This is a genomic window from Bacillus weihaiensis (genome assembly GCF_001889165.1).
Classification (GTDB): domain Bacteria; phylum Bacillota; class Bacilli; order Bacillales; family Bacillaceae; genus Metabacillus; species Metabacillus weihaiensis.
The window spans coordinates 2,716,564-2,731,072 of record NZ_CP016020.1 but is presented as its reverse complement, the minus strand read 5'-3'; the positions used below and the strand labels follow the sequence as shown (position 1 = coordinate 2,731,072).

The 14,509-nt window shown below is 34.4% G+C and carries 15 protein-coding genes and 1 riboswitch; of the genes, 9 read left to right on the top strand and 6 right to left on the bottom strand.

Annotated elements, in window-relative coordinates; all coding sequences use genetic code 11:
- Positions 1–36: 36 nt before the first annotated feature.
- Positions 37–960 (bottom strand): non-homologous end joining protein Ku, encoded by a 924-nt coding sequence (ku, locus tag A9C19_RS13110; protein ID WP_072581884.1) that lies wholly within the window; start codon positions 958–960, stop codon positions 37–39.
- Positions 961–1,118: 158 nt separating this feature from the next.
- On the bottom strand, positions 1,119–1,892 hold the full coding sequence (locus A9C19_RS13105; RefSeq protein ID WP_072580365.1) for an undecaprenyl-diphosphate phosphatase: 774 nt from the start codon (positions 1,890–1,892) through the stop codon (positions 1,119–1,121).
- A 157-nt stretch (positions 1,893–2,049) separates the two neighbouring features.
- Here A9C19_RS13105 and A9C19_RS13100 point away from each other — a divergent pair, with 157 nt between their 5' ends.
- From A9C19_RS13100 to A9C19_RS13085, 4 genes are all read left to right on the top strand, one after another.
- Positions 2,050–2,622: a DedA family protein gene (locus A9C19_RS13100; RefSeq protein WP_233499287.1), complete on the top strand. Its 573-nt coding sequence runs from the start codon at positions 2,050–2,052 to the stop codon at positions 2,620–2,622.
- A gap of 260 nt (positions 2,623–2,882) precedes the next feature.
- Positions 2,883–2,989, top strand: a riboswitch (yybP-ykoY riboswitch).
- A 148-nt stretch (positions 2,990–3,137) separates the two neighbouring features.
- Positions 3,138–3,935, top strand: a complete 798-nt coding sequence (locus tag A9C19_RS13095; protein WP_072580364.1) for a TerC family protein — start codon at positions 3,138–3,140, stop codon at positions 3,933–3,935.
- A 487-nt stretch (positions 3,936–4,422) separates the two neighbouring features.
- Positions 4,423–5,169, top strand: coding sequence for an RNA polymerase sigma factor SigI (gene sigI, locus A9C19_RS13090; protein ID WP_072580363.1), 747 nt, complete (start codon positions 4,423–4,425; stop codon positions 5,167–5,169).
- Complete coding sequence (locus A9C19_RS13085) at positions 5,166–6,314, top strand: anti-sigma factor domain-containing protein (RefSeq protein ID WP_072580362.1); 1,149 nt, start codon at positions 5,166–5,168, stop codon at positions 6,312–6,314. Before sigI ends, A9C19_RS13085 begins: the two co-directional genes overlap by 4 nt.
- A 127-nt stretch (positions 6,315–6,441) precedes the next feature.
- Here A9C19_RS13085 and A9C19_RS13080 read toward each other — a convergent pair whose 3' ends face one another.
- Together A9C19_RS13080 and A9C19_RS13075 are read right to left on the bottom strand one after the other, a co-directional pair.
- Complete coding sequence (locus A9C19_RS13080) at positions 6,442–6,642, bottom strand: alpha/beta-type small acid-soluble spore protein (protein WP_072580361.1); 201 nt, start codon at positions 6,640–6,642, stop codon at positions 6,442–6,444.
- Positions 6,643–6,746: 104 nt separating this feature from the next.
- The gene (locus A9C19_RS13075; RefSeq protein WP_072580360.1) at positions 6,747–7,433 is read right to left on the bottom strand and encodes a DUF1836 domain-containing protein; all 687 of its coding nucleotides are present in this window, start codon (positions 7,431–7,433) and stop codon (positions 6,747–6,749) included.
- A 338-nt stretch (positions 7,434–7,771) separates the two neighbouring features.
- Between A9C19_RS13075 and htpX the strand changes: the two genes are divergently transcribed.
- The 5 genes from htpX to A9C19_RS22050 all read left to right on the top strand — a co-directional run bounded on the left by htpX (position 7,772) and on the right by A9C19_RS22050 (position 11,521).
- Entirely contained in the window at positions 7,772–8,650 is an 879-nt protein-coding gene (htpX, locus tag A9C19_RS13070; RefSeq protein ID WP_072580359.1) for a protease HtpX, read from the top strand.
- Positions 8,651–9,121: 471 nt separating this feature from the next.
- Positions 9,122–10,480 (top strand): TrkH family potassium uptake protein, encoded by a 1,359-nt coding sequence (locus A9C19_RS13065; RefSeq protein WP_273131216.1) that lies wholly within the window; start codon positions 9,122–9,124, stop codon positions 10,478–10,480.
- 468 nt (positions 10,481–10,948) lie between these two features.
- Positions 10,949–11,107 (top strand): hypothetical protein, encoded by a 159-nt coding sequence (locus A9C19_RS21785; RefSeq protein WP_158515087.1) that lies wholly within the window; start codon positions 10,949–10,951, stop codon positions 11,105–11,107.
- Between the two features lie 94 nt (positions 11,108–11,201).
- A complete protein-coding gene (locus tag A9C19_RS22055; RefSeq protein ID WP_099092772.1) occupies positions 11,202–11,354 on the top strand; it encodes a hypothetical protein in 153 nt (50 codons plus the stop codon).
- Positions 11,354–11,521, top strand: coding sequence for a hypothetical protein (locus tag A9C19_RS22050; RefSeq protein ID WP_099092771.1), 168 nt, complete (start codon positions 11,354–11,356; stop codon positions 11,519–11,521). Before A9C19_RS22055 ends, A9C19_RS22050 begins: the two co-directional genes overlap by 1 nt.
- Positions 11,522–11,637: 116 nt before the next feature.
- On the opposite strand, the gene A9C19_RS13060 is transcribed toward A9C19_RS22050, so the two are convergent.
- On the bottom strand, positions 11,638–13,404 hold the full coding sequence (locus A9C19_RS13060) for a B12-binding domain-containing radical SAM protein (protein ID WP_072580358.1): 1,767 nt from the start codon (positions 13,402–13,404) through the stop codon (positions 11,638–11,640).
- 97 nt (positions 13,405–13,501) lie between these two features.
- On the bottom strand, positions 13,502–14,506 hold the full coding sequence (locus A9C19_RS13055; protein WP_072580357.1) for an acyltransferase family protein: 1,005 nt from the start codon (positions 14,504–14,506) through the stop codon (positions 13,502–13,504).
- Positions 14,507–14,509: the final 3 nt, after the last annotated feature.

The following is a 14,509-nucleotide window of genomic DNA, read 5'->3' as shown; positions in this document are numbered from 1 at the left end:
TCGCATTAACGCGACGGGGGACAGGCACCTTTTATATTAGGCCTTCTTCCTCACTGTTTTGGTTTTTTTAGTAGTGGAAGAGGTGGGAGCGTTTTGGTTCGTTCCCGCGGCGTTAGATGACACGTCTGTAGCTCCTACTGCTTTAGGTATGGTTTGTGATTTAGGTTTAGTTGATTTACTTTGTGGTTTTTTTGTTTTTTCAATACTAGCTTGCAGTGCGCTCATTAAATCGACTACATTTTGACGTGGTGCTGCTTCTGTAGGTGTTTTTCCTTCATCCTGATTTACTTTCCGATCAATTAATTCTTGTAAAGCTAATCGATAATCATCCTTGTATTTTTCTGGATCGAAAGTAGTTGTTAGCTGGTCAATTAGCATAATAGCTGTATCTAATTCCTTTGAACCCACATCAACTTGCTCAGGTACACTAGGCACCTCTCTCACATTTCTTACTTCATCAGGATAATGAACAGTTTCCATGACAATGCAGTTTTGATAAACACGAACCATAGCAAGTTGTTGCTTGGAGCGAATCGTTATTTCGGCAATGCCGATTTTACCTGATTGATTTAATGCTTCGCGGAGAAGAGCATAAGCCTTTCCGCCATTTTCACCAGGACCTATGAAATAAGAACGGTTAAAATAGATAGGATCAATATCATTCATATTAACAAAATCAATTATTTCAACAGTTTTATCCTCATGCTCGTCTTTCAATTCTTTTAGCTCTTCATCTGTAATGACGACATACTTTCCTTTAACATACTCGTAGCCCTTCACAATTTCATCCTGAGAAATTTCTTCATCACAATTTGGACACTTCTTCTCATACTGAATGGGTGTGTGACACTTTTTATGAAGTGTTCTCAGCTTAATATCTTTATCCTCAGTTGCAGCAAATAACTTAATGGGTATGTTAACGAGACCAAAGCTAATAGAGCCCTTCCACATTGTATGCATTGTAATCCCTACCTTCACAATCAATTCCTTCTTATTATCTATTATCATGAAGCTCACTAAGGCAATTTATAAGCGGAAAGACATACCAATTCTCCTAGAAGTAATAGGTTAGACCTTTACCTTTAACACCTTCTTTAATGGTTTAAAGTGTTGGGGGGTCAGGCACCTTGTTGCAATAGGATGATCCCTACACCAAGAATCCAGACATAGATAGCGAATAGCTTGAGTGATTTGTTTTTGACAAAGGTAATCATGAATTTTACTGCAATGTATCCGAATACAGCTGAGGAGAGAGTTGCGATGAATAATGACAGGAAACTTATGCTTGGCACAGTTCCTTGAACGACATCTTTTAATTGAAACACAACACCTCCTGTTATGGCTGGAATTGAGAGAAGAAAGGAAAAGTATGCAGCTGTTTCTTTATCAAGTTTTCTTATTAAAGCCCCGACAATCGTCATTCCCGACCTAGAAATAGCAGGGAAGATTGCAAAGGCTTGAAAGGTGCCAATAAACAAAGAATCAAAAAAACTGATATCCTCCACTTTTTTAGCTCCATTTTTAATGGAGTCAGCAAACCATAAAAATAAGCCTGTCACTAAAAATTCCCAGCCGATGGTGACACCTGTTTTTGATATCTCCTCAAAATAGTCGTTAAATAACAGGCCGACGATAACAGCTGGTATTGTCCCGACTACCAACAAAAAAGTGAGTTTACTAAAGGGATTTCTCAGAAGCTTTAGTAGGATATCTTTATAAAAAACAAATAAAGCAATAAGTGTCCCGATGTGAAGCATGGTATCCAAATAAAGTCCAGCTTCTTGTAAACCAAAGAAAAGTCTGCCTAAATAGAGATGACCAGTACTACTAATTGGGATAAATTCTGTTAATCCTTGAATGATTCCTAAAATAAAAGCTTGAAGCCAATCCATGTTTCTTCCTCCTTTAAAACAACGCTTGTCTGTTTCTATGAATATGTGTAATATAATAGCTTATAGAACACATCGATCGAAATTAGGTGATGATAAAGTGGAAAGCCTTATTTTAACAATTGTTGAATATTTCAAAGAGCTTTCGTATTTTGGAATTATGCTTGCTTTAACGATAGAATTTGTTCCAGCGGAGATTGTCCTACCACTAGCTGGTTTTTGGGTATATCAAGGAGATATGACACTTTGGGGAACTGTGTTAGCTGGTACAATTGGTGGGACATTAGGTCCATTAACCTTATATGCTGTAGGAAGATATGGTGGAAGACCGATTTTACTTAAGTATGGAAAATATTTCTTTTTAAATGAAGAAAAGCTACAAAAAGCCGATAACTTCTTTGAAAAAAACGGTGCAGTAGTAGCATTTACGGCAAGGTTTCTACCAGGGGTTCGTACACTCATTTCGATACCATGTGGGATGTCTAAAATGAATGTTTGGGCTTTTTCTATGTATACTTTTTTAGCCATGTTCCCCATTACCTTTATCTACGTTTATTTGGGTTTTAAATTAGGTGAGAATTGGGAAGATGTTGGCTCACTCGCAAATCAATACATCTTGCCTATAGGGATTGGTTTACTTGTGCTTTTTCTTATTTATAAGCTCATTCAAAGGAAGAAAAATAAAAGATCTGGAAACGAAAACCATAACGATACACTTTGGAATAAAAAATAAAGGGATAGAAAAAGCAGCATCTTAGGAAATGCCTAAAAGCATGGCTGCATGCCGTTGATCTTTTCATAACAAAGCACTTTCTTTTTCTAGGTTGCAAAACAAAAGGTGAAGTTGGCTTGAGAAGTTACTTAAAGATGGACATTACCTCAAACTCTTAGTCAGCACTTTCCAACCTACTGTTCAGAAAAATGAAAAAATTTCTTTTAAAAATACATTGACATGACCTACTTTATAAACGTATAGTAAAAGTAACTTCATATTCTTCTTTCAAAGGGGAGTAGCGTCCAGGGAAACCTGGAAACAAAGTCGTCATTTCATGGGATTTATCCCATCGGCTTTGTTGGCATGATCGGTGATTTACATGCTCAGCAAGACCTTTGCCTAAGTGGGCAAAGGTCTTTTTTTATTGGTCCTATGCCTACTAGGGAATTTTAGAATACGTAAGTATATTTCTTTATAGGTCGTTTTATTTCTAAATCTTTAGGCTATTAAAACAAGCATAGGAGGAGATACAAATGGATGTTGCCTTATTAGTTGAATATGGTTGGGTATTATTAGTCTTAATTGCATTGGAAGGTATATTGGCTGCAGACAATGCATTAGTGATGGCAGTAATGGTTAAGCATTTACCTGAGGAAAAACGGAAAAAAGCTTTATTTTATGGATTGGCTGGAGCTTTTGTTTTACGATTTGGAGCATTATTCTTAATTTCTTTCTTAGTTAATGTATGGCAAGTACAGGCAATAGGTGCTATTTATTTATTGTATATTGCGATTAACCATATACTTAAAAAATATGTATTTAAGAAAACAAATGAAGATAAGACAGTTAAAAAAGAATCCGGTTTTTGGGGGACTGTTCTAAAGGTAGAGTTAGCAGATATGGCGTTCGCTGTAGATTCCATTCTTGCTGCTGTAGCGTTAGCTGTGACACTACCAGCTACAACTCTCCCTACAATTGGAGGAATTGATGGTGGACAATTCCTTGTAATTTTGGCAGGAGGAATTATTGGTATAGTCATTATGAGATTTGCAGCTACTTATTTTGTTAAGCTTTTAAAGAAGCGCCCAAGTTTAGAAACAGCTGCATTTGTTATTGTAGGGTGGGTTGGAGTCAAACTTTCTCTCTACACATTAGCACACCCTCAAATAGATATTGTTTCTAAGCATTTTATTGAATCTCCAATGTGGAAGCTGATTTTTTGGATTGTGTTAGCAGGAATTGCGATAGGTGGTTGGTTTTTATCAAAGGAGACGGAAATTGAAGAAGAATATACTCATCAAGACACGTTGAAAAATGTAGAAAATCAGTAAATAAATTTATCTTGAGGCATTCTTATTCAGAACATGGGTAACTTTCTTCATAGTAATAAGGAAGAGAGTGGTGTTCTTAAATAAGCTGTCTCTTTTTTTTTGTATCAAATTTGTAACAAATGATAGATCCTTTGACCTATAAAAAGAATAGAAAAAATAGTTTTACCTACACCCTTATAAAAATGATGACAAACGAAACTATGTAGTAAGTAAAAGATATGGGGAGGGATTGTTGAGATAATAGTAAGGATTGAATGATGCTTAAAGGTGTTTAAGTGTAGAGAAAGATAGCTACTAATTCGTTGTGCATAAGAGAGATAAGGAGATAGTCCTTTTGAAATTATCGGGACTAAAGACACTGTTTTTGTAATATTTGTCTTATTTTTTGAAACAAAAGAAAGATTGCTTCATATTTCTTCCTTTGCGTCCCCTTGGTAATTTAGCTATTATAGACAAAGGAATCAAGGGGAAACAGAGGTGAACCTTCATGCTTAGCCTTTTGTTTAGACTAGGTAAGAAAAAAAACACACTGGAAGATACAGTGTTACTGATACAAGAAGGAAACAAACAATTACAAAATGAATTAATTGAAAAATACAAGCCATTTATTGCAAAAACAGTTTCTTCTGTTTGTAAACGATATATTAGTGAACAAGACGATGAGTTTAGTATCGGGTTAATTGCCTTTAATGATGCAATTGAGAAATATTCTACAGATAAAGGAAGCTCTCTTCTTGCCTTCGCAGAGCTGGTTATTAAAAGGAAGGTTATCGATTATATCCGTAAAGAGGCTCGTTATCCTCATACCGTTCATATGGATCTAGCTGAAGAAGAAGAAAATGAATTATCACAAAGTAAAATTGAATCAGATCTCTCGATAGAAGATTATCAACGAAAAGTAGAGCAAGAACAACGAAGAGAAGAAATCGTATATTTTCAGCAGCTTCTTAAGGAATTTCAACTTAGCTTTTCTGAAATCGTGGATCAATCACCTAAACATCATGATGCTAGACAAAATGCTTTGTTAGTAGCTACACAGCTTATTGAAGATGAAGAGTTGAAAAACTTTCTTTACACGAAGAAACAACTACCTGTAAAACAGTTAGAAACAAAGGTAGAAGTAAGTCGAAAAACAATTGAAAGAAATAGAAAATACATCATTGCTATGGCCATCATACTTTCGGGAGATTTCGTCTATTTAAAAGACTATATTAAAGGGGTGCTACATTCATGAAGAGAGGGGTCGTCGTAGAAAAAAATGATGACTTTGTAACATTGCTTACCCCAGATGGGCAATTTTTAAAAGCAAAAAATACGAATGAATTGTATGAATTGGGTGAGGAAATTTCTTTTTTGCCTCACCTATCAGAACAGGAAGAAGCAGGAACAAGAGAAGATCAGGCTAAAAGAAAACTCTCTGACATATTCCAATTAAAAAAAGTGAGAATTGGTGCTTTATCTGCATTTGCTATTATGTTTTTATTCATAAGCTTTTTACCATTTTTCACCCAAGATAAAGTATATGCATATATGTCAATTGATATTAACCCTAGCTTTGAAATCGAAATTGATGATCATTTAAATGTGATTGAGCTTGAACCGATAAACGAGGAAGCGATTAAGCTTGTAACCGAGCTAACAGAATGGAAACAGAAGCCTTTTAAAGAAGTAGTGAATCAAATTATTACAGAATCCAAACGTGAAGGCTATGTATATCCAGGTAAAGAAATTGTGATTGCAACGGTTATGAAAAAAGAGGATGAACAAGTTGAAAGTAAACTAGAAGAGGATTTAAATCAAATCCGCGATTCCTATGAGAAAGATGAAATGGTTGTGAAAACGATAGAAGCAACTGATGAAACTCGTGATAAAGCTAAGCGACAAGGAATATCAACTGGAAAATACTTAGAGTTGAAAAAAGAAGAAGAGTCAGAATCAGATGAAAAAACACAACCAATTTTAGATGAAAAGGATGAAGGTCAGACTGATGAGGTACTCGTACCGAAAACACCTTCGACCAACTTAATTGAGAAAACACCGACTACTATTGATCCAGACACGAAATCAGATTGGGAAAATAGTGCGAAGGAAAAGTTAAATGATACAAAGAAACAATTACAAGATGCTAAGGGTAGTATACAGAATAAGTCAGAAAATAAGACCATAATAAAAATAGAAAAGCTACAAGAAAAAGATGAAGTAAAACAAGAAAAACAACAGAAAAAAGAAATGAAAAACCAACGTAAACAAGAGAGGCAGATAAAAAAAAGGGAGGATCAGGTAGAAAAGAAGCAAAAGACAATACAAAAAAAGCTAGAAAAACAACAGGAACAAATAGAAAAGAAACAAGAAAAATATAATCGTAATCGTAACGACTAATAAAAGGCTGGTACGCATGCGTATCAGCCTTTTATTAATTAGTAACTATCTTAGCTGTGTCCGTTCCTTCCAAATGAACAAAAAGGTACTCAGCCTCTTAGAAATGAAGTACATGTAGAGGAAGTACCTATTCTGTTTTCTGGCTGTTTAATTGCGACTGTGCTTGAGCCACTAAGCGTTTTGTGATTTCTCCACCTACTGAACCGTTAGAACGTGCTACTGTATCTGAACCTAATTGAACCCCAAATTCTTGGGCAATTTCATATTTAACTTGATCAAGTGCTTGTTCAATACCTGGTACTAGTAATTTATTGCTACTTCTAGCCAATCTAAACACTCCTTACTATTTGATAGATTAAAGCTGATTTTCCAGCAGCCCTATTCATAACATGTCAGAAATGAAAAGAATCTATACTGGTAATAGCTTCTAGGTTATAACATATCAGTTAAATAGATGTGAGCTAATGTTTGAAAATGGGAAGCAATGACTGATAACACGGCTATAACTAGTACAGGTTTAATTGTGTTCCATTGATGGTCCGTAAGGTTAAGGCTAGATTTATCAACCTGATCAATTTTCTCGACAATAAGTTGATTAATTGTTAGATCTTTTATTTTTAATGCTGGTAGGATATCAAATGATGAGACAGCTTTTGCATATATTTCATAAAAAGCGATGGGACTAATGAGATCATCACTTCTATCTGATAACGTATTGAATACAATAGTTAAGGAATTTCTAATTTTTTCAAAGTCTAAAGATGTTTTTAAATCTTTTACAATTAGGAGCATAGCCGCTTGGTCAATTGAATATTTCTTACCAAGCTCTGGCGGACCAATTAGCTCTTTAATATCTCGTTTAATCCAATTTTGAATGGAGGTTGATTTTAAAGATGTGAGTTCGCATAAGTTAGCAAGTGAGACAATTTCATTTGTAGATAATCCGTACTCTTTATGTTGTTTTTTTTTGCTTGTTTTTGAAATGAAACTAGGCATCTCTTTTTCATTAAAGTTTATAGTTGTGAATTTCTGGAAGGTTTGATAAGGTGAGTTCCTTGAATCACCTTTTAATGAGTAAAGCAGTTCTGTCATCTGCAATCGTGTTAATTGAATTGTCATATTAACACTCCTTATCTAACTTTTTGTATGGCTTGTTTCTTCAGAAGAAATCATTCGTTCCGTATGTTCAACTAGGATACAAGGTTTTTTTCTTTGAACAGAGTAGCTCTTTTTCTTTTCGTTAAGATGATGTTTGTGTGACTTATGCCTATATTTCTTACATAGCGATAAACATATAAGAAAAGAGCATCTACTAATAGATTTCTTTGTTCAAAATTTTGTAACATTTACACATAAACCTTGTGAAGGTATATCTTATTGCTTGCTATTTATATCTATAATTTCTATAATTCTTATTATAATACAAGTTCAAGTGAACTTGAAATATGGAGGGTGCTATGGCTAAGAGAATATTTTTGTTCCTCTTATCAAACATATTAGTTATTACTACAATTGGTATTGTTTTATCTCTTTTAAATGTATCACCTTATCAAACGATAAACGGAGATCTAAATTTAGTTAATTTACTCATCTTTAGTGCAGTCGTTGGCTTTACAGGCTCTTTTGTCTCATTAGCTATGTCTAGATGGATGGCAAAAATGATGATGAAGGTTAAAGTACTTGATCCTTCTAGTTCTCTTTCTGCTTATGAGAGAGAATTAGTCGACAGAGTTCATCGTCTTTCACGTGCAGCCGGATTATCTAAGATGCCGCAGGTGGGGATTTATCAGTCTTCGGAAGTAAATGCATTTGCAACAGGCCCATCTAAACGTCGTTCTCTAGTCGCAGTATCTACAGGTTTATTAAATACGATGGACGATGATGCGATTGAAGGAGTCTTAGCTCATGAGGTAGCACATATTTCTAATGGAGATATGGTAACGATGACTTTATTGCAAGGAATTGTGAATACATTTGTTGTTTTCTTCGCGCGAATTGCTGCGTGGATTGCAACACGTTTTGTTCGTGAGGAAATCGCCCCAATCGTCCATTTTGTTGCCGTGATTATTTTCCAGCTTGTATTTTCTGTTTTAGGAAGCCTTGTTGTTTTTGCCTTCTCAAGATACAGAGAATATCACGCAGATCGTGGCGGAGCGGACTTAGCTGGTAAAGATAAAATGATTCATGCTCTTCGCTCGTTGCAGCAATATACTCAACGTGTAAGAGATGATGAAGCGTCACTTGCTACACTAAAAATTAATAGTAAAAAAGGGATGTCGTTATTCTCAACACACCCTGATTTAAATGAACGAATTCGTCGATTAGAAGCAAAATAAGTAGTAAGGAGATGACCATTAGGTTATCTCCTTTTTTAATATGAGAAATTATTAAAGTAATTCCTAAGATATAGGTGGATAACTAAAGCTGATTTGCTATTCCTAACAGATAAAGAGTTCTCCAATCTAAGAGCTATCTATTTGAAATCGTACATCCAATGAATGAAATAATACAATAAGAAAATCACTATATGTCAAATTTAGAATTAGCTTTTCATTTATAGGGAATTCTATAAGATAGACACAGTAAGTACTTATAATAGGGCAGCTTTTGTCTAGATTCATGTTTACCTAATAAATCCAAAACAACGTTTACCTTTTAGCTTTAAGAACTTTTCTCTTTGAAGGAAATTTTGCTTTTATGTTAAGTGTTGAACTTCAAGCACTCTCCCGTTATTCTTAAAGGTAGTCTAGAAAAATGAATTCAAACAGACTACAATAGAAAGTGGTTAGTAGAAATGTGAGATTGGAATGAATGATGGAATGAGTAAATGGAAGTTGAAGTTACAATCCTTAACACCCGTTCAGCTAATTGTGTCTTATTATTTTTTAGCTGTAACAGTATCAGTCTTATTATTAAGTTTACCTATTGCTCATAAACCAGATGTGGAATTTGTGTTCATTGATCGGCTGTTTACAGCAGTTAGTGCTGTGAGCGTAACGGGGTTAACCGTTATGTCTACTGCTGATACGTTTAGTGTGCCAGGTATCTTTATATTAGCTTTTGTCCTGCAATTCGGTGGTATAGGGATCATGACGCTAGGTACGTTTGTATGGCTCATAATGGGAAAGAAGATCGGATTAAAAGAGAGACAGTTAATTATGACTGATCAAAACCAGGTTAATTTATCAGGAATAGTGAGTTTGATTAAACAAATAATAGTGCTGATATTAATCATTGAGTTCTTTGGTGGATTAATCTTGGGGACTTATTTTTTAAAGTACTTTAATACGTGGCAGGAAGCATATTTACAGGGCTTCTTTACCTCTATTAGTGCTACGACAAATGGTGGATTCGATATTACAGGTCAATCATTGATCCCTTTTGCTCATGATTATTTTATACAATTTGTCATTATCTTATTGATTGTATTAGGTGCTATAGGTTTTCCAGTGTTAATTGAAGTAAAGGACTTTTTATTTAAAAGAGATAAAAATTATCGATTTAGCTTATTTACAAAGCTTACGTCTATTACATTTTTTGCCCTTATTCTTTTTGGAACCATTGCAATAGCTGTATTAGAATATTCTTATTTTTTCAAGGACAAAGTATGGCATGAGACGTTCTTTTATTCCTTGTTTCAATCTACAGCAACTAGAAGTGGTGGTTTAGCGACAATGGATATTAGTGTGTTTACAGAAACAACTATTCTTATTATGTGTGCCCTAATGTTTATTGGTGCGTCTCCAAGTTCTGTAGGTGGAGGTATACGTACGACTACATTTGCGTTGAATTTGCTATTTTTGTATCACTTTGCAAAGGGAAATAAGTCCATAAAAGTTTTTAGACGTGAATTACATGAAGAGGATTTAATGAAGTCTGTCGTCGTTACAATGTTTGCTGGACTTATTTGCTTCTTTTCTGTCGTGATTTTAACAATAACCGAGTCATTCTCGTTTATTGAAATCTTATTTGAGGTTTGCTCTGCATTTGGAACGACTGGACTCTCAATGGGTATTACACCTGATCTAAGTTCAATCGGGAAGGTTATTATAATGATTTTAATGTTTATCGGTAGAGTAGGAATATTAACCTTTTTGTATTTGTTAGGTACAAAAGAGAAAAAGGCAAATTATCATTATCCTAAAGAACGTGTGATTATTGGATAAAGTTTTCGTAAACGTTGTTGCTTTTGTAAAATGAAGGATAAAACCTTTTAGTAACAAAATTTCAAATGAAGATACTTGGAGAAAGACTGTAGACAAATTCGATGCTCATCGATTGTTTACAGTCTTTTTCTTTTTTTATATACGTGGAGAAGATAAAAGCAAGGTACGATTATTCTTTTAGATAGGGTGAGTGCTCTTGTCATTTCCGTTAATGGAAGTGACTTCCCAGACGTTGCTACTTAAGGGAGAGCAGTGAGCATCCGTCTCTAATTACATTCATATGTAAGTTTTTCCTGTCGAGGATTGTAACCCAGCTTAATATGAGTGATTTATTTCCTGGGTTATATTTTTGTCGTTGTATGTCACTTTTTGTAGAGTGAGAATCTTCTCCTTTTATCATTCGTAAGAGTTTCTATACATCATTTCCCATTGATATTTATCATACCTCGCTTTGAATAGGAGAAACTAGTGGGAAAGCGAGGTGATTTTATGAAACAGCAAACGGAATTTCCTGTTGCTCATTTAACTCAGTCGCAGCTGGATCAACTTATGCAGATAGAGAATCAACTTCGTGAACAAACAGGTGAAGAAATTGTCTTAATAGCATATGAACAAAAAGATCAATAGTAACAAGAAAATCCAACTCTTTCCTCTATTACAACCTGTAGCTTGTGGAGAAAGTAAAAAGGTATGACATTCATAAAATTGAGGTGAATTAGTAATGAAGCGAAAAGTAGCTAGAAATCAAGCAACAAAAAATAATTTCACACCAACTGAAAGTATGCCTAGTGGAGAAAAGTTTGAGATAAATGATGATCAAGATCCAATGAAGGGTGCAAATAGAAATTCAAAGCAAGGAAAGCAGGGAGAATAATGGGAAAAAAACATATGAAGAGTAAAGAAATGCAAAATCATAAAATTCCAGCCTCTAAAGATTTATTACAAGAGGAATTTGGTCAAGAGCTTGGGGATGTGAATGCTTCAAAGCTTTTTGAAGCGATTGAAGGAAATAAAAAGAAGAACAATCAAAAGGATAAGTAAGTACAAATAGCGTAAGTTCCGGTAAGTGGGTCTCTTGTGCTAGCACCGAGGTTAGGTGTTAATGTACTATCCACAATTTTTCGTTTCAGAAAAAAAGTGAGAGGATTTCCTCTCACTTATCCAACCTTTTCATTTAGGTCTTGTGATGTAGCTGGATATACATTTGTTGTCGATAAAATTGGATCGTAGTGAACCAATATGATTGAGTCTTCTTTCAATACATTTCCTTTACTCAAATACGTAAATAAATTAAATGGAAGTTTTTCAACAACTGTGTGTTTAAATAAGTCTTTTTCAGAGAGATTTTTTTGTGCAAACTCCTCTCCTAGAAGCATAGGGTTGTCTAAAATGGCATGATAGAGTTTACTACGTTCCTGCTTGTTTAAAGAATCTGACCACCATGGTTTACGTGGTTTGTGTTTTTGATTTCGTAAGTAATCGTATTTCATAAACCCCGTAATAATATGAACATCTTCTGTTTTAGCAGTAGACAAGAACTCATGAAGATGTTTATAAAGATCCTCGAGCTGGTGACCTATTCTTGTCCATCCTTTTTCCTCCCAGAACGATCCAAATTGTTGGAAAAAATCAAATGGTGATTCAAAGACAGTGGATACTAGATATTCAATCGTTGCGTCCATACGATGATCATTCCAGTACTTTTCCAAAACGTCCTCAACTTGCTTTATTTTAATCATATCTTCAAAAGATAAAACATTGTTTCGCAAAATTTCATATGGGGAATGGTCCATATATACATACCCATGATCTTGAGCTCTCAAGCGAAGACCTGTACCTCTTAACATTTTTAAGAAACCTAATTGAAGCTCTTCTGGGCGTAATTCGAATACATCGTTAAATGTCTTTCTGAAAGAAGAGTAATCTTCGTCAGGTAAGCCAGCAATCAAGTCTAGATGTTGGTCGATTTTTTTACCTTCTTTTACCATTGTGACAGTTCTAGTCAGTTTACTAAAGTTTTGCTTTCTCATAACAAGCTCATTTGTCGCATCATTTGTAGATTGTACACCGATTTCAAAACGAAACAAGCCTGCAGGAGCGTTATCATTTAAGAATTGAATAACTTCTGGTCTCATAATATCAGCTGTGATTTCGAATTGGAAAACAGTACCTGGTTTGTGTTCATCAATTAAGAATTGGAACATTTCCATTGCATAGCTTCGACTAATATTAAAGGTGCGATCGACGAATTTAATGGTTTTTGCTCCATTTTCCATTAAGAATCGTATATCTTCTTTTACTTTTTCACGGTCAAAGTATCTCACACCAACCTCTATTGAGGATAAACAAAATTGACAGCTAAATGGACAGCCTCTACTAGTTTCAATATACGTCACACGTTTTGATAAGTGTGGAAGGTCTTCTTCAAATCGAAATGGTGAGGGAAGTTCTTTTAAGTCTATTTTATTTCGTTGAGCTTTTATTTGAATAGTTTCACCCTCACGGTATGCAATACCACTTACTTGTTCAAATCTCTGATCACCATGAAGCTCATCTAGAAGATGTTTAAAGGATTGTTCACCTTCTCCAATGATAATAAAATCAACTTCAGGGATTTTTTCCATCCATTCCTTTGTGTCATAAGTGACTTCAGGACCACCTAAAACAATGATTAAGGTAGGATCTATTTTCTTAAGCATTTTAATGATTTTAATTGTTTCTTCAATATTCCAAATGTAGCAGCTAAATCCTACAATGTCAGGCTTCTTTGTATACAAATCCGTCACAACATTCATTGCGGGATCCTTAATCGTATATTCAGCTAATTCCACATCATATAGAGGGGCAGCGTATGCCTTTAAATAGCGTATAGATAGACTTGTATGGATATATTTAGCATTTAAGGTTGATAGTACAGTTTTCATTTAGTTACACACCACTTCTTACGTATTTTTAGGATAGAATCAATTATTTATTTTATCACAGTTCATCAAAAAAACGTAATGTACATCAGGGGCGAAATCACCCTTTAGTGATGGTCCGATATTTTAATAACGAAAAGCTCCTTACTTCAATTAATGGTTTAGCAATTTCTTGAACCAATTTAGTAGAAAGTAGTGATGTTAATAAAATAGCAAGAAAGGCCACTAGGCTGATACTTTGAACGCTTTCTAACCAGTTGATAAATACGCTATTTCTCATTGCTTGCACGATGAATCCGTGTAGCAGATATACATAAAATGTTCGGGTACCCCACTCGGTGTAAAAAGCATAGTTCTTAGGTATTAGTGAGAGAAAGCAAATGGATGTAATAAGCGTGAGACTATAGAAACCAAGTCGAATAAAAGAACTGATTAGTGTTGGCTCGCTAAAGTGTGAATAAGGCTTAGACCCAAATAACCACTCATAATCAAAATCCATCTTAAAGTACGCGATAAAAATACCTGTTAATAAAACGATAGAAGAGATTCTTACGTGCTTACTTGTGATTTTAGAAAAATCTTCAAGCTTTAAATAATAGCCAATTAAAAATAGTGGAAAGAACACAAAAGTTCTAGATAAGCTTAAATAGTTACTAATATCGTCAATATAGCCAATTCCAATTCCTAATCCAAACGCTAATGTAAGAGCACCCTTTTTAGGAAGCTTTGTAACTCCTAGTAAGAGTAAATTCCAAAAGAAAAGACTCAATAAAAACCATAAGGACCAATGCGGGTCAAGTGGATCGATTATAAACCGATTTTTGTTTTCAATAAAGAAATAGTAAACAGAATATATTCCTTGAAAAATTAAGTATGGGAGAATTAACTTTTTTGCCACTTTTTGAACATACCCTTTTTGTTTAATCCCTTTTGCAAAGTAACCTGATATCAAGATGAAAGCAGGCATATGGAAGGTATATACAAATTTATAAATGGTCATTATTGTTTCATTTTCCTCAATTAGTGGACGAATTAAATGACCAAATACGACTAATAAAATTAAAAAGAATTTTGCATTATCAAAATAGCTCACTCTATTTTTCATTTT